We start from the raw sequence: 17,332 nt of genomic DNA on the forward strand, positions 1-17,332 counted from the left end.
TGCGCTGTGGCGTAATCATCAAAACGCATTTATCCGGAGAAGACCATGCCACGCCCGCTGAACCAGACTGATACCGATTTGAACGCCGACAACCTGCTGCGCCTGCCTGCCGAGTTTGGCTGTCCGGTGTGGGTCTACGACGCGCAGATCGTCCGCGAGAAGATCGCCGCCCTGCATCAGTTCGACGTGGTGCGTTTTGCCCAGAAGGCCTGCTCCAATATTCATATTCTGCGCCTGATGCGTGAGCAGGGCGTGAAGGTTGACTCCGTTTCACTCGGCGAAATCGAGCGCGCGCTGGTAGCCGGATACGATCCGAAAGCCGACAGCGACGCGATCGTCTTTACTGCCGATGTGATCGACGATGCGACGCTGGCGCGCGTTCACGAACTGCAGATCCCGGTAAATGCCGGTTCTGTGGATATGCTCGAGCAGCTCGGTCAGGTTTCTCCCGGCCACCGCGTCTGGCTGCGCGTGAACCCGGGCTTTGGTCATGGCCACAGCCAAAAAACCAATACCGGCGGCGAAAACAGCAAGCACGGGATCTGGTATGCCGACATGCCTGCCGCGCTGGAGGTGTTACAGCGCTACAACCTGAAGCTGGTGGGTATTCATATGCACATTGGCTCTGGGGTGGATTACGGCCACCTGGAACAGGTGTGCGGCGCGATGGTGCGTCAGGTTGTCGACTTCGGTCAGGATCTGGAGGCGATCTCTGCGGGCGGTGGTCTCTCCATTCCTTATCGCGAAGGGGAAGAGGCGATCGATACCGATCACTATTACGGTTTGTGGAGCGCCGCGCGCGATCAAATTGCCGCGCATCTGGGCCACGCGGTGAAGCTGGAAATTGAGCCGGGTCGTTTCCTGGTGGCGGAAGCCGGCGTGCTGGTTTCGCAGGTGCGCAGCGTGAAAGAGATGGGGTCTCGCCACTTCGTCTTGATTGATGCAGGCTTTAACGACCTGATGCGTCCGTCCATGTACGGTAGCTATCACTACATTACCGCCCTGGCTGCCGACGGCCGCGATTTAACGCAGGCGCCGCGCGTTGAGACGGTCGTTGCGGGGCCGCTGTGCGAATCGGGTGACGTGTTTACCCAGCAGGAGGGCGGCAAAGTGGAAACCCGCGCGCTGCCAGAGGTCAAACCGGGTGATTATCTTGTGCTGCACGACACCGGTGCCTACGGGGCGTCTATGTCCTCTAACTACAATAGTCGCCCGCTGCTGCCGGAAGTGCTGTTTGATAATGGCAAGGCGCGGCTGATACGCCGTCGCCAGACCATTCAGGAACTGCTGGCTTTAGAACTCATCTGATGAAAGTACGGCCCCGTTGTGACCGAATCGCGTAACACCAGCGTGCCGGTAAACGGCGGGATGGCATCGACCGGCTGGTTTCTTGCCAGCCGGATCGCCTGATCGATGGCGGTGACAATCATATTGTCGATGGGCAGATAAACCGACGAGAGCGCAGGCTCCAGCCATTTCGCGCTTGGGGCATCATCAAAGCCGAACAGGGAGATATCCTGCGGGATTTTCAGCCCCGCCTGGTGCAACGCTTTGGACGCCCCCAGCGCCATATCGTCGTTACAGGCAAACAGGGCGCTAAACGGTACTCCGTCGGCAATCAATTCCTTGCAAAGCTCGTATCCCCGCGTCATTCCTGCATCGCCGTACTTTATCCGACGCTCGTCCAGACGGATACCGTGCTTTTCCAGCGCCTTGCGATAGCCCATCAGCCGCGCTTTACCCGTGGGAGTGTGGATCGGGACGGTGATACAGGCGATCTCCCGATGGCCCTGGCCAATCAGGTAATCCACGGCCTTAAACGCGGCATCCTGCTGTTCGAAGAACACGCAGCGATCCGGCGCCTGGCTCACTTCACGGTTAATGACCACCAGCGGCGTTTTCACGGTGTTCATCAGTTTGACGATCGCTTTTTCGCTCATGTAGCGCGTGTAAAGCACGATGGCGTCGCACTGGCGATCGGCCAGCATCTGCACCGCCTGCTCTTCCTGTTCCGGCGCGTCGTGACCGTCGGTGACGATCAGCTGTTTCCCGTGAGTTTCGGTCTGCCGCGACGCCTGCTGGAGAAGGCGGCCAAAATAAAAGCCGTCAAAGGTCGAGACGACCAGACCAATGCTGTTGCTGGTCTGGTTAGCCAGCGAGCGCGCGAGAAAGTTCGGGCGATAGCCCAGCTCTTCCATCGCAGCAAACACCTGCTGACGCGTACTCTCTTTTACCTGACCTGTGCCGTTCAGCACGCGCGATACCGTGGCCTTCGACACGCCCGCGCGCAGTGATACATCCAGCATTGTTGCCATTCTATATTCCTGCTTCCACGTAACGATCTGCAGTTTACCACAGAGCTTATGCCGTATAAGCGATGCGGGAAGCGCAAAAACTCTGCCACGATCACGCTTTTTGGTAACGATTCGTCCGGCCAGCCTGAAGTCAAACTCAATAGCCTGACTCTGGTAAGATAATCACCGAACCGGGCTGGAGCATCAGGCCAGTAAATACATGAGAAAATGCAGGTGAAACATGAATAAGGCTGTCATCCTCCCGCTTTACAAGGCGCCACACTTCGCAGAGCAGGTTACCGACTGGATCTGGCAGGCCTTTGGCGAAGGGCTTCCTCGGGCATTTTTCCACAGCATTGTTGAGCACAGCCAGACGCCTGGGGCATTACCGTTGACGTTTATTGCCGTTGACGGCGAACAGCTTCTTGGCACGGTGGGACTCTGGCGCTGCGATTTGATCACCCGTCAGGATCTCTGTCCGTGGCTGGCGGCGCTCTACGTTGACGACGCGGCGCGAGGCAAAGGGCTGGCGGGGCAGCTTCAGCAGCATGTTATCGCTTACGCCGCGCAGTCCGGGTATGAGGAGCTCCATCTCTGGTCTGCCTGCCGCGACTTTTACGAACGTTACGGCTGGCAGTATATCGGTGATGGGCTGGAATACCCCAACACGCGGGTGCACCTCTACCGTTATTCGCTCTGCGCTTCTGCAGGCGACGCAACGGAGTGACGACGGACCAGCGTCGGGCTAAACAGATGGGTAATTTCCGGCGGCTGGCTCTGTTCAGCCAGCGCTAGCGCCAGCTCGGCGGCCTGCGTTGCCATGGTGATGATTGGGTAGCGCACGGTGGTCAGACGCGGGCGAACGTAGCGGGAGACCAGCACGTCGTCGAAGCCAATCAGCGAAATTTCTGCCGGTACCTCAATTCCGTTGTCATTCAACACCCCCATTGCCCCTGCGGCCATAGAGTCGTTATAGCTGGCAACCGCCGTGAAATTCCGTCCGCGGCCCAGCAGTTCGGTCATGGCCTGTTCACCGCCGCTCTCGTCCGGTTCACCGTAGGCCACCAGACGGTCATTACACGGCAGCCCGTTTTCACGCAGGGCATCGTAGTAGCCCTGCAGACGGTCTTCCGCATCAGAAATGGGGTGATTGGAACAGAGATAGCCAATCCGGGTATGGCCCTGCTGAATCAGGTGCCGCGTGGCAAGCCAGGCGCCGTAGCGGTCGTCGAGGGCCACACAGCGTTTCTCAAAGCCGGGAATGGTGCGGTTGATAATCACCATTCCGGGCATCTGCTTCATCAGGTGAATCAGTTCGGCATCCGGGATCATTTTAGCGTGAACCACCAGCGCCGCGCAGCGGTGGCGGATCAGCTGTTCAATGGCCTGGCGTTCCTTTTGTTCGTTATGATAGCCATTGCCGATCAGCAAAAAATTGCCTGTCTGATAGGAAACCTGTTCAACCGCTTTCACCATGGCGCCGAAAAAGGGATCAGAAACATCGCCCACCACCAGACCAATCGTTTCTGTGGACTGCTGGGCGAGCGCGCGAGCGTTGGCATTGGGATGATAATTCAGGGATTCCATGGCGCTTTGTACCGCCTGACGTGATGCGTCACTGGCCTTTGGTGAATCATTAATCACGCGCGAGACGGTGGCCACCGACACGCCAGCCAGACGGGCCACATCCTTTATTGTCGCCATTCATTACCTTCTTATTGGGGGTAAGCGTTTACACACCAAATAGTGTTGCGGAAAAGCGGCGTGCATACAAGGGGAGCGGATTTCCGCTCTCCACAAACGTGACGCAGCACACCCCTGGCGGTGTAATCGTTACACGCCCAGTCATGTCTGAAAAATGTGAATCTGAACCTTTAGTTACACTTTGCCTCAGGCTGTTGCGATTGTCCGATAGCAAGGGCGTTAAAGAGGTTGATACAGTTGAGATCCCAGAGGTATTGATTGGTGAGAATTCTTAGTACGGTTTCGTACTCATCTCTTGCACCAACCTGCGCGGATGCGCAGGTTTTTTTTCGCCTCCACTTTTGCTGTCGCTCCCTTATCACTTCTCGTGTAATCTGCCACCATTTACTAATAACCCTCCACACTGGCTGGCAAAGGGAGTTGAGATGCTATTTGGGTTCTTCCGTACGCTTTTCCGTATTCTTTTTCGCATCCGCATCACTGGCGACACCCGGGCGCTTAGCGGCGAACGCGTTTTGATCACACCAAACCATGTTTCCTTTATAGACGGCATCCTGCTGGCGCTGTTTTTGCCCGTGCGTCCGGTGTTTGCGGTGTATACCTCCATCAGCCAGCAGTGGTATATGCGCTGGCTCTCGCCGCTGATTGATTTTGTGCCGCTCGACCCGACAAAGCCGATGATGATTAAGCATCTGGTACGTCTGGTCGAGCAGGGGCGTCCGGTGGTCATTTTCCCTGAAGGACGGATCTCCGTGACCGGTTCGCTGATGAAAATCTACGACGGCGCGGGGTTTGTTGCGGCGAAGTCAAAAGCGACCGTGGTGCCGCTGCGTATTGAAGGCGCGGAGCTGACCCATTTCAGCCGTCTGAAGGGGCTGGTGAAGCAGCGTCTGTTCCCCAAAATCACGCTGCATATCCTGCCGCCAACGTCATTACCGATGCCCGACGCGCCGCGTGCCCGCGATCGCCGTAAAATCGCCGGGGAAATGCTGCATCAGATCATGATGGAAGCGCGTATGGCCGTGCGCCCGCGCGAAACGCTCTACGAATCCCTGCTTTCCGCGCAGTACCGCTATGGCGCGAAGAAAAACTGCATCGAAGACATTAACTTTACCCCGGATACCTATCGCAAGCTGCTGACCAAAACCCTGTTTGTGGGGCGTATTCTGGAGAAGTACAGCAAAAAGGGCGAAAAGATTGGCCTGATGCTGCCTAACGCGGGCATCAGCGCGGCAGTGATTTTCGGTGCGGTTTCCCGAGGCCGTATTCCGGCGATGATGAACTACACGGCGGGCGTGAAGGGGCTGACCAGCGCGATAACCGCTGCGCAAATCAATACCGTATTCACCTCCCGCCAGTTCCTGGACAAAGGCAAGCTCTGGCATCTTCCCGAGCAGCTCACTCAGGTGCGCTGGGTCTTCCTGGAGGATCTGAAAGCGGACGTGACCACCGGCGACAAGCTGTGGATTTTTGCGCATCTGCTGATGCCACGTCTGGCCCAGGTCAAACAGCAGCCGGAAGATGACGCGATTATCCTCTTCACGTCGGGATCGGAGGGCAACCCGAAAGGCGTCGTCCACAGCCACAAGAGCATTCTGGCAAACGTTGAGCAGATCAAAAGCATTGCCGACTTTACCGCGAACGACCGCTTTATGTCGGCGCTGCCGCTGTTCCACTCCTTTGGCCTGACGGTGGGGCTGTTCACGCCGCTCCTGACCGGTGCAGAAGTGTTCCTTTACCCAAGCCCGCTGCATTACCGCATCGTGCCGGAGCTGGTGTATGACCGTAACTGCACCGTGCTGTTCGGGACCTCTACCTTCCTGGGGAACTATGCGCGTTTCGCCAATCCGTATGACTTCTATCGCGTGCGGTACGTGGTGGCCGGTGCGGAAAAACTGCAGGAGAGCACGCGGCAGATCTGGCAGGACAAGTTTGGCCTGCGCATCCTCGAAGGCTATGGCGTGACCGAGTGTGCGCCCGTGGTCTCGATTAACGTGCCGATGGCGGCGAAACCAGGTACGGTTGGCCGCATTCTGCCGGGGATGGACGCGCGTCTGCTGGCGGTGCCGGGCATAGAGGACGGTGGCCGCCTGCAGCTGAAAGGGCCAAACGTGATGAACGGGTATCTGCGCGTGGAAAATCCGGGCGTGCTGGAAGCGCCGACGGCGGAGAACGTCAACGGCGAGGTTGAAACCGGCTGGTACGACACCGGCGATATCGTCCGCTTTGATGAACAAGGCTTTGTACAGATCCAGGGACGCGCAAAACGCTTCGCCAAAATTGCCGGTGAAATGGTCTCTCTGGAAATGGTTGAGCAACTGGCGACGGCCGTGTCTGCCGAGAAGATGCACGCTACCGTCGTGAAGAGCGATGCCAGCAAAGGTGAGGCGCTGGTACTGTTTACGACCGACAGTGAGCTTAAGCGCGACAGATTACTGAGCTATGCACGCGAACACGGTATTCCTGAACTGGCCGTGCCGCGCGATATTCGCTACCTGAAACAGCTCCCGGTGCTGGGCAGCGGGAAGCCCGATTTCGTGACCCTGAAAGGCATGGTTGAAGAGGCGGAACAGCAAAATGCGTGAGTCAGTACACACTAACACATCCCTCAGGTCGAAAGGCATGATGGCCGTCATCGCCGCGCAGTTTCTCTCTGCGTTCGGTGATAACGCGCTGCTGTTTGCCACGCTGGCGCTGCTGAAAGCCGAGTTTTACCCCGACTGGAGTCAGCCGATCCTGCAGATGGTGTTTGTGGGCGCTTACATTATTTTTGCTCCATTTGTGGGACAGGTGGCGGACAGCTTCCCGAAAGGCCGGGTAATGATGTTTGCCAACGGCCTCAAGCTGCTGGGGGCGGCCAGCATTTGCTTTGGCTTCAATCCGTTTATTGGCTATACGCTGGTGGGCATTGGGGCCGCCGCCTACTCGCCGGCGAAGTACGGCATCCTCGGAGAGCTGACCACGGGGGATAAGCTGGTGAAAGCCAACGGCCTGATGGAATCGTCAACCATTGCCGCTATTCTGCTCGGATCCGTCGCGGGCGGCGTGCTGGCCGACTGGCATGTGCTGGCGGCACTGGGCGCGTGTGCGGTGGTGTATGGCGGGGCGGTCGTGGCGAACCTGTTTATTCCGAAGCTGCCGGTGGCTCGCCCGGGCCAGTCCTGGCGCGTTAAACCAATGACCGGCAGCTTCTTTAATGCCTGCCGCGTGCTGTGGCGTAACGGTGAAACGCGTTTCTCCCTGATGGGGACCAGTATGTTCTGGGGCGCGGGCGTTACGCTGCGCTTCCTGCTGGTCCTGTGGGTGCCGGTGGCGCTGGGCATTACGGACAACGCGACGCCGACCTATCTTAATGCGATGGTGGCCATCGGCATTGTTGTGGGGGCAGGTGCGGCAGCGAAGCTGGTGACGCTTGAGACGGTTGCACGCTGCATGCCAGCAGGGATCCTGATTGGCGTGGTGGTGCTGATCTTCTCGCTGCAGCATGCGTTATTGCCTGCTTATGCCCTCCTGATCCTGATTGGTATTCTGGGGGGCTTCTTCGTGGTGCCGCTGAACGCGTTGCTGCAGGAACGGGGCAAGCAAACCGTCGGGGCGGGGAATGCCATCGCCGTACAAAACCTAGGTGAAAACCTGGCGATGCTGTTAATGCTGGGACTCTACTCGCTGGCGGTAAAAGTGGGTGTGCCGGTGGTGGGGATTGGCGTCGGGTTTGGCGGGCTGTTTGCGATTGCGATTGCAGGCTTGTGGATGTGGCAACGTCGCCGTTGATATATAGCCGGGTGGCGGCTTCGCCTTACCCGGCCTGGGTTTGAGCACCTGCAGGCCCGGTAAGCGTAGCGCCACCGGGCAAAAGTATCAGGCTACGGTGCAGGATAAGTATAAACCTGATGCACCGCTTCAATCTCCGCTAGCACCTCTTCACTCAGGTTCAGATGGAAACTCTCAATATTGGTTTTCAGCTGTTCCATCGTGGTTGCACCCAGCAGGGTACTGGCAACAAACGGCTGACGACGCACGAAGGCCAGCGCCATCTGCGCAGGGTCAAGACCGTGACGCTTCGCGATATCCACATAGGCGGCAACGGCTTTCTGCGTCTGCTCGCCGCTGTAGCGGGTAAAGCGGCTAAAGAGGGTATTACGCGCACCGGCCGGTTTCGCACCGTTCAGGTATTTCCCCGTCAGCGTGCCGAAGCCGAGACAGGAGTAGGCGAGCAGTTCCACCTCTTCATACTGCGTCACTTCGGCCAGACCCACTTCATAACTGCGGTTAAGCAGGCTGTAAGGGTTCTGGATAGTCACGATACGCGGCAGATCGTGCTTATCCGCCAGGTGCAGATAGCGCATGACCCCAAAGGCCGTTTCGTTAGAGACACCAATGTAGCGGATTTTTCCCGCACGCTGGCATTCGGTCAGCGCTTCCAGCGTTTCCAGTAGCGTCACGGTGGGGGCGCTCTCATTCCAGCTGTAGCCGAGCTTACCAAAGCAGTTGGTAGGCCGCTGCGGCCAGTGCACCTGGTAGAGGTCGAGATAGTCGGTTTGCAGGCGCTTGAGGCTGGCGTCCAGCGCGGCGCGGATATTTTTGCGATCGAGGATCTGGTTCGGGCGGATCCCGGTATCGTTGTTGCGCGCGGGGCCACTGACTTTGGAGGCAATTACCAGCTTTTCACGGTTGCCGCGTTTTGCCAGCCAGTTACCGACGTAGGTTTCGGTAAGTCCCTGCGTCTCAGGACGTGGCGGAACAGGGTACATCTCTGCGACATCAATCAGGTTAATGCCCTGGCTGACGGCGTAATCGAGTTGTGCATGGGCATCGGCTTCGCTGTTTTGTTCACCAAATGTCATCGTGCCCAACCCCAGTTGGCTAATTTCCAGAGCGCTGTGGGGGATACGGTGATAATGCATAGCCGGCTTCCTCAATAGACTTATAGACCGCGTCAGGCCGTGCCCGACAAAGGAATATAAACATGGCAGAGGGGAAGCAAAAGGGGAAGAAAAAAATCAAAAAGGCCAGCAAGCGACTGACCTCTCTCTGTTTATCGCTCGATAATTTGCGAGACTTCGTCGCGATTGATCTGCATTTTATTGCCTTCCTGGTCGCGGTAGCTGACCAGACCGGTATCATCGTCGACTTCGGGTTTGCCGTCGGTCAGGATCATTCGACCATCTTTTGTCGCCATGACGTAATCGCTGCTACAGCCCGATACAGCAAACGCTAAACCGACTGCTGACACTAACACTGCCCATTTTTTCATCGTTATCGTCCTCATCTGGCTTGTATCAAATCATAATCTAGTATTAACCCGATATGGCGACTTGAGGAAGCGGTAAAATCTTAAAAAGCAGTCGATTATGTTCGAGAGCTCTCAAAATAAGTAAAAAACTATGTTTTCAACAGGAAATGACGTGCGAGTAGTGCACCGGTGAAATTCTTTTTGAGATAAAAACCGCGCGGCAACGTCAGGATAGGCTCGCCCTGCGCGCCGATTGCCTCGGTAAGTGCTTTACTGTTGGCCGCTTTCGGACGCAGCTGTAATACTTCTCCGTGTCGGGCGGTGATACGCTCTACCTGCCCAAGCACAATCATGTCCATCAGTTCCTCCCAGTCCAGACGCAGCTGATGCTCCTCATCCTCGTCAGGGCTCCAGAGCAGCGGCGCGCCGACGCGACGGTCAGCCAGGGGGATCTGACGCTCACCCTCAACCGGTACCCACAATACGCGCTTCAGCTTGTGGCGAACGTGGCTGGTTTCCCAGGTTACACCGGTATTGCCGGTTAATGGCGCAACGCAGACGAAGGTGGTCTCAAGCGGCTTGCCCTGGCGGTCTACAGGAATGGTTTTTAGCTCCACGCCAAGCGCTGCAAAATCCTGCTCGGGTTTGCTCCCTGCGCTGGCACCCAGCCACAGCTCCAACAGCATACCGATCCAGCCTTTATCCCGCTTAAGATCCTTTGGGATCGGAAGCCCGGCCATTGCCGCCAGCTCGCCAAGCGAAAAGCCAGCCAGACGCTGTGCCTGCAGTAGCAACTGGCTCTCGCTGGACGGCGGTGAGAGCAAGGGTGTAAGCGGGTGCATGACGGTAACCTTTTGATTAAAAAATAAACGAAGAAATTGTCCCCTGTGGATAGAGTTTAACTATTTCTGTACCAATATTACATCTCTATGATTTATAGGGTTTTTTATTGGTCTGAAATCGTTCCGCCTGGGTGAGAAAACCGGTTGTTCAAATCTGGTCACTGACAATGAACAGGATCTTACACTATGTTATCCACAGAAAAATGGGATAACTGGGCATAACCCTGACTACTGTTTCCATTTACAGCCTTGACGTGCGATGAAAATCGAATTTTCAAACAAATTGTGACTAACTTATTGGCACAATCTGTGGATAAAACCGACGCTGTTCGATCTTTCATCAGTGCGACGATCCCTGATGTGACGATCGTCACGCTAATCAGTTTTTTGTTTATGTAAATACGCATAACTATATGAAAATAATCATGTTAATTCGATGGGGTATAAAAGGGTCTTTCGCGGCGCTTGAGGTTGTTCATCGGAAATCAGACACTTCTTCACAACTATATCCACAGAAAAGGTGAATAAAATTCCCTTTGCTGTCTCACATCTGTTTATAACTCCGCACATATTTGTGAGTTATTCAATTGTTATTAGGTTGCAGGCCTGTAAGAGAGTGGTTTACCGCCTCCCTGTAGTGTGAAACAATCATTCATATATAAGGTTTAGTTTGGGGTAGTCCGGTGATTGATGACGATGGCTACCGCCCAAACGTAGGAATAGTAATTTGTAATCGTCAGGGCCAGGTGATGTGGGCCCGTCGATATGGTCAGCACTCCTGGCAGTTCCCGCAAGGCGGGATCAATCCTGGAGAGTCCCCAGAACAAGCGATGTACCGGGAGCTTTTTGAAGAGGTCGGTTTGAACCGAAAAGATGTTCGCATCCTGGCTTCGACCCGCAACTGGTTGCGTTACAAGTTACCGAAACGTTTGGTGCGTTGGGACACAAAGCCGGTTTGTATCGGCCAGAAACAGAAGTGGTTTCTGTTGCAGTTGGTGGGCAACGATTCAGACATCAATATGCAAACCAGCAGTACGCCGGAGTTCGATGGCTGGCGCTGGGTGAGCTATTGGTATCCTGTTCGTCAGGTCGTGTCATTTAAGCGCGATGTTTACCGTAGGGTGATGAAAGAGTTTGCAAGTGTGGTGATGCAGCTTCAGGAGATCCCGCCTAAGCCGCAGAGCGCACCTGCCTGGCGACGTAAAAGAGGTTAAGCTACGCAAATCATGCTCACCCGCTTGCGAGAAATAGTCGAGAAGGTGGCCAGCGCGCCGCGTCTGAACGAGGCGCTGAATATTCTGGTCACCGACATCTGTCTTGCGATGGAGACCGAGGTCTGTTCGGTGTATCTGGCCGACCACGATCGGCGCTGCTATTACCTGATGGCGACCCGTGGTTTGAAAAAACCGCGTGGACGCACCGTAACGCTCGCATTTGATGAGGGTATCGTGGGTCTGGTTGGGCGACTGGCTGAACCCATTAACCTTGCTGACGCGCAAAAACACCCCAGCTTTAAATACATTCCTTCCGTAAAAGAAGAGCGCTTCCGCGCTTTCCTTGGCGTGCCGATTATCCAGCGTCGCCAGCTGCTCGGCGTGCTGGTTGTCCAGCAGCGTGAGCTACGTCAGTACGACGAAAGCGAGGAGTCATTCCTCGTCACGCTGGCCACGCAGATGGCGGCGATCCTCTCCCAGTCTCAGCTTGCCGCGCTCTTTGGCCAGTATCGCCATACGCGCATTCGTGCCCTTCCGGCCTCGCCAGGCGTGGCGATTGCTGAAGGCTGGATGGATGCCACGCTGCCGCTCATGGAGCAGGTTTACGAAGCCTCAACGCTTGATGAAGCGCTGGAGCGCGAGCGTCTTACCGCCGCGCTGGAAGAGGCCGCGAATGAATTTCGTCGCTACAGCAAGCGCTTTGCCGCAGGCGCGCAAAAAGAGACGGCGGCCATCTTTGACCTCTATTCGCACCTGCTTTCCGATGCGCGCCTGCGCCGTGAGCTTTTTGCGGAAGTGGATAAAGGCTCGGTCGCGGAGTGGGCGGTTAAGAAGGTCATCGAAAAATTTGCCGATCAATTTGCGGCACTGACCGACGGTTACCTGAAAGAGCGCGCAGGCGATCTGCGCGCCCTGGGGCAGCGCCTGCTGTTCCATCTTGATGACACCATTCAGGGGCCGAACGCCTGGCCAAAACGGTTTGTTCTGGTCGCCGATGAACTCTCAGCAACGACGCTGGCTGAACTGCCGCAGGACAGGCTGGCCGGTGTGGTGGTGCGCGATGGTGCCGCCAACTCGCACGCCGCCATTATGGTGCGCGCGCTGGGTATCCCTACCGTTATGGGGGCGGACATTCAGCCGTCGGTACTTCATCGCCGTACGCTGGTGGTCGACGGCTATCGCGGTGAGCTGCTGGTCGATCCTGAGCCGGTTCTGCTCCAGGAATACCAGCGTCTTATCAGCGAAGAGAATGAATTAAGCAAGCTGGCGGAAGATGACGTTAACCTGCCCGCCCAGCTTAAGAGCGGTGAGCGGATCAAAGTCATGCTCAACGCCGGTTTAAGCCCTGAACATGAAGAGAAGCTGGGCAGCCGCATCGACGGCATTGGCCTGTACCGCACTGAAATCCCTTTCATGCTGCAAAGCGGCTTTCCCTCTGAAGAGGAGCAGGTGGCGCAGTATCAGGGCATGCTGCAAATGTTTAACGACAAACCTGTCACCCTGCGAACCCTGGACGTCGGGGCGGATAAACAGCTGCCCTATATGCCGATCAGCGAAGAAAACCCGTGCCTGGGCTGGCGTGGGATCCGCATTACGCTCGATCAGCCGGAGATCTTCCTGATCCAGGTGCGTGCGATGCTGCGCGCCAACGCGGCGACGGGCAATCTCAGCATTTTACTGCCGATGGTCACCAGCATCGATGAGATCGACGAAGCGCGTCGGTTGATCGAACGTGCAGGCCGTGAAGTGGAAGAGATGATCGGTTATGCGATTCCGAAACCGCGGATCGGCGTCATGCTTGAAGTGCCGTCTATGGTCTTTATGCTGCCGCAGCTGGCGAACCGGGTTGATTTTATCTCTGTCGGCACGAACGACCTGACGCAATATATTCTGGCCGTCGACCGTAACAACACCCGCGTCGCCAGTATCTATGACAGCCTGCATCCGGCGATCATTCGCGCCTTAGCGATGATTGCCCGTGAAGCGGAGCAGTACGGCATTGATTTACGCCTGTGCGGTGAAATGGCCGGGGACTCCATGTGCGTTGCGATCCTGATTGGTCTGGGATATCGCCATCTGTCGATGAACGGTCGCGCTGTTGCCCGCGTGAAGTATCTGTTGCGGCATATTGACATCAATGATGCCCGCGAGCTGGCTGAACGTAGCCTTGAGGCGCAGCTGGCAGCAGAGGTCCGCCACCAGGTCGCGGCGTTTATGGAACGACGCGGTATGGGCGGTCTGATCCGCGGCGGCCGCTAAAGCCTTTCTCCCTCTCCCTGTGGGAGAGGGCACCAGCGCGCATAAAACCCTATACACATCTTTTACATCTCGGGCGCATCCTCCGCGCCCGCCTTGTGCTATGATTCGCAACTTTGGAGCCTCTGCTTACGGCAGAATCGCATTTCTACCGCTGTCCACTTTCAGCGGAATAACAACATCTTGTGGTGACAGATGAACAGTGGTTATCTGCATTTTCCGGAATTTGATCCGGTCATTTTCTCAGTAGGACCTGTTTCGCTTCACTGGTACGGTCTGATGTACCTGGTGGGCTTCATTTTTGCCATGTGGCTCGCGGGCCGTCGCGCCAGCCGTCCTGGCAGCGGCTGGACTAAAAACGAAGTTGAAAACCTGCTCTATGCGGGCTTCCTCGGCGTATTCCTCGGTGGCCGTATTGGGTATGTGCTGTTCTATAACTTCCCGGTATTCCTGAACGATCCCCTCTATCTGTTCCGCGTCTGGGACGGCGGCATGTCCTTCCACGGCGGCCTGATTGGGGTGATTCTGGTGATGGTGATTTTTGCCAAACGCACCAAACGCAACTTCTTCCAGGTGTCAGATTTCATCGCACCGCTGATCCCGTTTGGTCTCGGCGCTGGCCGTCTGGGCAACTTTATCAACGGTGAGCTGTGGGGGCGTGTCGACCCGAGCGTTTCCTTTACCATGCTGTTCCCGGGCTCGCGCGCGGAAGACTTGGCGCTGCTGCCGTCGCATCCTGAGTGGCAGTCCATTTTCGATACCTACGGCGTGCTGCCGCGCCATATGTCTCAGCTGTACGAGCTGGCGCTGGAAGGCGTGGTGCTGTTTATCATCCTCAACCTGTTTATCCGCAAGCCTCGTCCGATGGGGGCTGTTTCCGGGCTGTTCCTGATTGGCTATGGCGCGTTCCGCATCATCGTCGAATTCTTCCGCCAGCCTGACGCCCAGTTTACCGGCGAGTGGGTACAGTACATCAGCATGGGGCAGATCCTCTCCATTCCGATGATCGTCGCGGGTGCCATTATGATGATTTGGGCGTATCGTCGTCGTCCACAGCAACAACTTTCCTGAGGAACCATGAAACAGTATCTTGAATTGATGAAAAAAGTGCTCGATGAGGGCACGCCGAAAAACGACCGCACCGGCACCGGTACGCTCTCCATTTTTGGCCACCAGATGCGCTTCAACCTGCAAGAAGGCTTCCCGCTGGTGACGACAAAGCGCTGCCACCTGCGCTCGATCATTCATGAACTGCTCTGGTTCCTGCAAGGCGATACTAACGTTGCGTATCTGCACGAAAATAACGTCTCCATCTGGGACGAATGGGCAGACGAGAACGGCAACCTGGGCCCCGTTTACGGCAAGCAGTGGCGCGCATGGCCAACGCCTGATGGCCGCCATATTGACCAGATCACCACCGTGATGAACCAGCTGAAAAACGATCCGGACTCGCGCCGCATCATCGTTTCCGCCTGGAACGTTGGCGAACTGGATAAAATGGCGCTGGCGCCGTGCCACGCGTTCTTCCAGTTCTATGTCGCTGACGGCAAGCTCTCCTGCCAGCTCTACCAGCGCTCCTGTGACGTGTTCCTCGGCCTGCCGTTTAATATTGCCAGCTATGCGCTGTTAGTTCATATGATGGCGCAGCAGTGCGACCTGGAAGTGGGTGATTTCGTCTGGACCGGTGGGGATACCCATCTCTACAGCAACCATATGGAACAGACGCATCTCCAGCTAACCCGCGAACCGCGTGCGCTGCCGAAGCTGATCATCAAACGCAAACCGGCATCAATCTTCGACTACCGCTTTGAAGATTTCGAGATTGAGGGCTACGACCCGCACCCGGGCATCAAAGCGCCTGTCGCGATCTGATGCCGTAAAGCCTGACACAACCGGTGCTGTTTAGCGCCGGTTTTTTTTCGCCTTTCTCCCGTTTCCCGAAGCGCTATCCAGAAAGCGTGCAACGCGCTGCAACCCTCCCAATTCTGCGGATGACGCCTCGTAAAACGATAATCCGATGCTCGTCATGTTCACGGCGCTTCGCCACACTCCCGGTATGAAAAAAGAGAACGGTTTTACGCTTATCGAAACGCTGGTCGCTGTTTCGCTTGTCGTCATCCTCAGCGCTTCAGGTCTGTACGGCTGGGACAGCTGGCAACGGCATCAGCGGCTGTGGCAAACCGCCAGTCAGGTGCGAGATTACCTGCTGTTTCTGCGCAACCATGCCAACCGCCATAACCGCGACCATCAAATTACCCGTCAGCGGGTTGGCGACAGGGACTGTCTGGTGAGCTCTGCCGTGCAGGGCTGTGAGAAGGACAGCTCCTTTGTGCTGATTCCCCTCTGGCCTGAGGTCGCGATCGGCGAGGTCACGCCGTCGCTGGGGTTCTATGGATTACGGGATACGGCATGGGCAGGGCGGATACGCGTTCAAAGTCGTGCCGGAGACTGGCTGATTATCGTTTCAGACGGAGGGCGCATCAGGATGTGTAAGGTCTCCGAGGGAGGACAATGTCGATGAGACAGGGCGGCTTTTCGCTTACCGAAGTGCTGATTGCTACGGCCATCAGCAGCCTGTTATTGATAAGCGCATCGCGCTTTTTACCCGGATTACAGCGGGCGGTATTACTGCAATCTGCCCAGCGAGAGCTGGAAGAAGAGGTCTGGCAACGCCTGTTCGCCCTCGGCAAACAGCTTCAGCGTGCGGGGTACTGCGCGGGAAATTGCCAGGGACAGGCGCTGACGATCGGCAGGCAGGGGCGCTGCATCATTGCGCGGTGGGATGCCAACAGTAACGGCTACTGGGATAGCAGCGCGTCAGAAAATGACAGCACCGGTTTTCGTCTGGAATCGGGGGCGCTGGAAACCCTGCGTGGCGCGACGTCGTGTGAAGGAAAAGGGTGGGAAAAGCTCACGGACCCGGACAGGCTTGCGATAGCACACTTTGTGGTGAGGAGAGTCGAACATGCCGGTTTTGCGCCAGAGCTGAATATCGAACTGGCCGCGAGGCGTAAAGATGAAAAAGGGGAACCCTGGCAGGCGTTGTATACGGTCACGGGGTACAACCTGTGAATCGTCAACGCGGCATATCTTCGCTGGCGTTGGTTCTGCTTTTACTGGTGCTCGGTACTTTCATCCTGACGGGGCTCAATCAGCAGGTCACAACGTTCAGTGCGCTCGTCGGCGGTGAGAGCCGCTCGCTTCAGCAGCAGGCGACGGTGCAATCCGCGCTTGAGTGGGGGCGCGTTCAGCGCTGGGCGTCAGCGCCACCAGTCCAGTGCAAAACGACATCGGCATGGCGGGTGTGTTTGCGTCAACTGAGCGAGGCGCGGGTACTACTGATAGCCGGCGGCAACGACCTGCTGCTCTGGCGCAGGGGAGAGATCGTCGACGGGATAGTGCGCTTTTCGCCTCACGGCTGGAGCGATTTTTGCCCCCTTAAGGAGAGTGCGTTATGTCAGCTGCCGTGAGCAGAGAAAAAGGCTTTAGCATGGTTGAGGTCCTGCTGGCGATGATGCTGCTGGTGGTGGTCGTGACGGCACTGTCGGGGTATCACCGGGCGCTGGCGGCGCGGTTCACCGTGTTTAATCAGTATCGCCAGCTCTGGCACCATGCCTGGAACCAGTCTCAGCTCTCAACAAATGTTCTCCCGGCAGGCTGGCAGGCCAGTCGGGGGCAGACAACGCTCGCAGGATGTGTCAGCATCACGGTTACACTTATTTCTCCTCTGGGTCGGCGCGGTGAGTTAACGCGTCTGCATTGCCCGGTTAGCCAGTAGTCGGGAGCGTC

General features: G+C 56.7%; 17 protein-coding genes. 12 read left to right on the forward strand and 5 right to left on the reverse strand.

Translation table 11 applies throughout. The features are described 5' to 3' along the window. Positions 1-45 precede the first annotated feature (45 nt). On the forward strand, positions 46-1,308 hold the full coding sequence (lysA, locus tag LLF79_RS14995) for a diaminopimelate decarboxylase (protein WP_227879775.1): 1,263 nt from the start codon (positions 46-48) through the stop codon (positions 1,306-1,308). Here the strand turns inward: lysA and LLF79_RS15000 are convergent. Continuing rightward, a complete protein-coding gene (locus LLF79_RS15000; RefSeq protein ID WP_008499674.1) occupies positions 1,278-2,315 on the reverse strand; it encodes a LacI family DNA-binding transcriptional regulator in 1,038 nt (345 codons plus the stop codon). The genes lysA and LLF79_RS15000 overlap by 31 nt on opposite strands. Positions 2,316-2,535: 220 nt before the next feature. On the opposite strand from LLF79_RS15000, the gene LLF79_RS15005 reads away from it, so the two are divergent. Continuing rightward, the gene (locus LLF79_RS15005; protein ID WP_023294480.1) at positions 2,536-3,021 is read left to right on the forward strand and encodes a GNAT family N-acetyltransferase; all 486 of its coding nucleotides are present in this window, start codon (positions 2,536-2,538) and stop codon (positions 3,019-3,021) included. Here the strand turns inward: LLF79_RS15005 and galR are convergent. Beyond that, the gene (gene galR / locus LLF79_RS15010) at positions 2,982-3,998 is read right to left on the reverse strand and encodes an HTH-type transcriptional regulator GalR (protein ID WP_227879778.1); all 1,017 of its coding nucleotides are present in this window, start codon (positions 3,996-3,998) and stop codon (positions 2,982-2,984) included. The two genes, LLF79_RS15005 and galR, sit on opposite strands and share 40 nt — an antisense overlap. Before the next feature lie 425 nt (positions 3,999-4,423). On the opposite strand from galR, the gene aas reads away from it, so the two are divergent. Further along, positions 4,424-6,583 (forward strand): bifunctional acyl-ACP--phospholipid O-acyltransferase/long-chain-fatty-acid--ACP ligase, encoded by a 2,160-nt coding sequence (gene aas, locus LLF79_RS15015; protein WP_008499671.1) that lies wholly within the window; start codon positions 4,424-4,426, stop codon positions 6,581-6,583. Then, on the forward strand, positions 6,576-7,769 hold the full coding sequence (gene lplT / locus LLF79_RS15020) for a lysophospholipid transporter LplT (protein WP_227879780.1): 1,194 nt from the start codon (positions 6,576-6,578) through the stop codon (positions 7,767-7,769). The genes aas and lplT overlap by 8 nt, the downstream gene beginning before the upstream one ends. A gap of 92 nt (positions 7,770-7,861) precedes the next feature. Here lplT and LLF79_RS15025 read toward each other — a convergent pair whose 3' ends face one another. The 3 genes from LLF79_RS15025 to mutH form a co-directional block, all read right to left on the reverse strand. Then, positions 7,862-8,902, reverse strand: a complete 1,041-nt coding sequence (locus LLF79_RS15025; RefSeq protein ID WP_021242016.1) for an NADP(H)-dependent aldo-keto reductase — start codon at positions 8,900-8,902, stop codon at positions 7,862-7,864. 131 nt (positions 8,903-9,033) lie between these two features. After that, positions 9,034-9,252, reverse strand: coding sequence for a YgdI/YgdR family lipoprotein (locus LLF79_RS15030; RefSeq protein ID WP_008499668.1), 219 nt, complete (start codon positions 9,250-9,252; stop codon positions 9,034-9,036). A 128-nt stretch (positions 9,253-9,380) separates the two neighbouring features. Further along, a complete protein-coding gene (mutH, locus tag LLF79_RS15035; RefSeq protein WP_021242015.1) occupies positions 9,381-10,073 on the reverse strand; it encodes a DNA mismatch repair endonuclease MutH in 693 nt (230 codons plus the stop codon). 683 nt (positions 10,074-10,756) lie between these two features. Between mutH and rppH the strand changes: the two genes are divergently transcribed. From rppH to LLF79_RS15075, 8 genes are all read left to right on the forward strand, one after another. Continuing rightward, positions 10,757-11,287, forward strand: coding sequence for an RNA pyrophosphohydrolase (gene rppH, locus LLF79_RS15040; protein WP_227879781.1), 531 nt, complete (start codon positions 10,757-10,759; stop codon positions 11,285-11,287). A 12-nt stretch (positions 11,288-11,299) separates the two neighbouring features. Next, a complete protein-coding gene (gene ptsP / locus LLF79_RS15045; RefSeq protein ID WP_008499665.1) occupies positions 11,300-13,546 on the forward strand; it encodes a phosphoenolpyruvate--protein phosphotransferase in 2,247 nt (748 codons plus the stop codon). A gap of 192 nt (positions 13,547-13,738) precedes the next feature. Then, entirely contained in the window at positions 13,739-14,614 is an 876-nt protein-coding gene (gene lgt / locus LLF79_RS15050) for a prolipoprotein diacylglyceryl transferase (RefSeq protein ID WP_227879782.1), read from the forward strand. 6 nt (positions 14,615-14,620) lie between these two features. After that, positions 14,621-15,415, forward strand: a complete 795-nt coding sequence (gene thyA, locus LLF79_RS15055) for a thymidylate synthase (protein WP_008499663.1) — start codon at positions 14,621-14,623, stop codon at positions 15,413-15,415. A 184-nt stretch (positions 15,416-15,599) separates the two neighbouring features. After that, the gene (locus LLF79_RS15060) at positions 15,600-16,064 is read left to right on the forward strand and encodes a prepilin peptidase-dependent protein (RefSeq protein ID WP_227879846.1); all 465 of its coding nucleotides are present in this window, start codon (positions 15,600-15,602) and stop codon (positions 16,062-16,064) included. Further along, complete coding sequence (locus tag LLF79_RS15065; protein WP_021242012.1) at positions 16,055-16,615, forward strand: prepilin peptidase-dependent protein; 561 nt, start codon at positions 16,055-16,057, stop codon at positions 16,613-16,615. Before LLF79_RS15060 ends, LLF79_RS15065 begins: the two co-directional genes overlap by 10 nt. Next, positions 16,612-17,013 carry a DUF2509 family protein gene (locus LLF79_RS15070; RefSeq protein ID WP_227879783.1) on the forward strand — a complete coding sequence of 134 codons (402 nt, stop codon included), beginning with the start codon at positions 16,612-16,614 and terminating at the stop codon, positions 17,011-17,013. Before LLF79_RS15065 ends, LLF79_RS15070 begins: the two co-directional genes overlap by 4 nt. Next, the gene (locus LLF79_RS15075; protein WP_008499660.1) at positions 16,998-17,321 is read left to right on the forward strand and encodes a prepilin-type N-terminal cleavage/methylation domain-containing protein; all 324 of its coding nucleotides are present in this window, start codon (positions 16,998-17,000) and stop codon (positions 17,319-17,321) included. Before LLF79_RS15070 ends, LLF79_RS15075 begins: the two co-directional genes overlap by 16 nt. Positions 17,322-17,332: the final 11 nt, after the last annotated feature.

This window comes from Enterobacter cloacae complex sp. 2021EL-01169 (assembly GCF_020733125.1).
In the GTDB taxonomy this organism is placed as follows: domain Bacteria; phylum Pseudomonadota; class Gammaproteobacteria; order Enterobacterales; family Enterobacteriaceae; genus Enterobacter; species Enterobacter roggenkampii.

What these genes read in the sequence shown, in the direction of transcription:
- LLF79_RS15000 (WP_008499674.1), bottom strand. Translation starts at nt 2,315, where the DNA reads ATGGCAACAATGCTGGATGTATCACTGCGCGCGGGCGTGTCGAAGGCC.
- galR (WP_227879778.1), bottom strand. Translation starts at nt 3,998, where the DNA reads ATGGCGACAATAAAGGATGTGGCCCGTCTGGCTGGCGTGTCGGTGGCC.
- LLF79_RS15025 (WP_021242016.1), bottom strand. Translation starts at nt 8,902, where the DNA reads ATGCATTATCACCGTATCCCCCACAGCGCTCTGGAAATTAGCCAACTG.
- LLF79_RS15005 (WP_023294480.1), top strand. Translation starts at nt 2,536, where the DNA reads ATGAATAAGGCTGTCATCCTCCCGCTTTACAAGGCGCCACACTTCGCA.
- LLF79_RS15030 (WP_008499668.1), bottom strand. Translation starts at nt 9,252, where the DNA reads ATGAAAAAATGGGCAGTGTTAGTGTCAGCAGTCGGTTTAGCGTTTGCT.
- lgt (WP_227879782.1), top strand. Translation starts at nt 13,739, where the DNA reads ATGAACAGTGGTTATCTGCATTTTCCGGAATTTGATCCGGTCATTTTC.
- mutH (WP_021242015.1), bottom strand. Translation starts at nt 10,073, where the DNA reads ATGCACCCGCTTACACCCTTGCTCTCACCGCCGTCCAGCGAGAGCCAG.
- LLF79_RS15060 (WP_227879846.1), top strand. Translation starts at nt 15,600, where the DNA reads ATGAAAAAAGAGAACGGTTTTACGCTTATCGAAACGCTGGTCGCTGTT.
- aas (WP_008499671.1), top strand. Translation starts at nt 4,424, where the DNA reads ATGCTATTTGGGTTCTTCCGTACGCTTTTCCGTATTCTTTTTCGCATC.
- lplT (WP_227879780.1), top strand. Translation starts at nt 6,576, where the DNA reads ATGCGTGAGTCAGTACACACTAACACATCCCTCAGGTCGAAAGGCATG.
- lysA (WP_227879775.1), top strand. Translation starts at nt 46, where the DNA reads ATGCCACGCCCGCTGAACCAGACTGATACCGATTTGAACGCCGACAAC.
- thyA (WP_008499663.1), top strand. Translation starts at nt 14,621, where the DNA reads ATGAAACAGTATCTTGAATTGATGAAAAAAGTGCTCGATGAGGGCACG.
- LLF79_RS15065 (WP_021242012.1), top strand. Translation starts at nt 16,055, where the DNA reads ATGTCGATGAGACAGGGCGGCTTTTCGCTTACCGAAGTGCTGATTGCT.
- LLF79_RS15075 (WP_008499660.1), top strand. Translation starts at nt 16,998, where the DNA reads ATGTCAGCTGCCGTGAGCAGAGAAAAAGGCTTTAGCATGGTTGAGGTC.
- ptsP (WP_008499665.1), top strand. Translation starts at nt 11,300, where the DNA reads ATGCTCACCCGCTTGCGAGAAATAGTCGAGAAGGTGGCCAGCGCGCCG.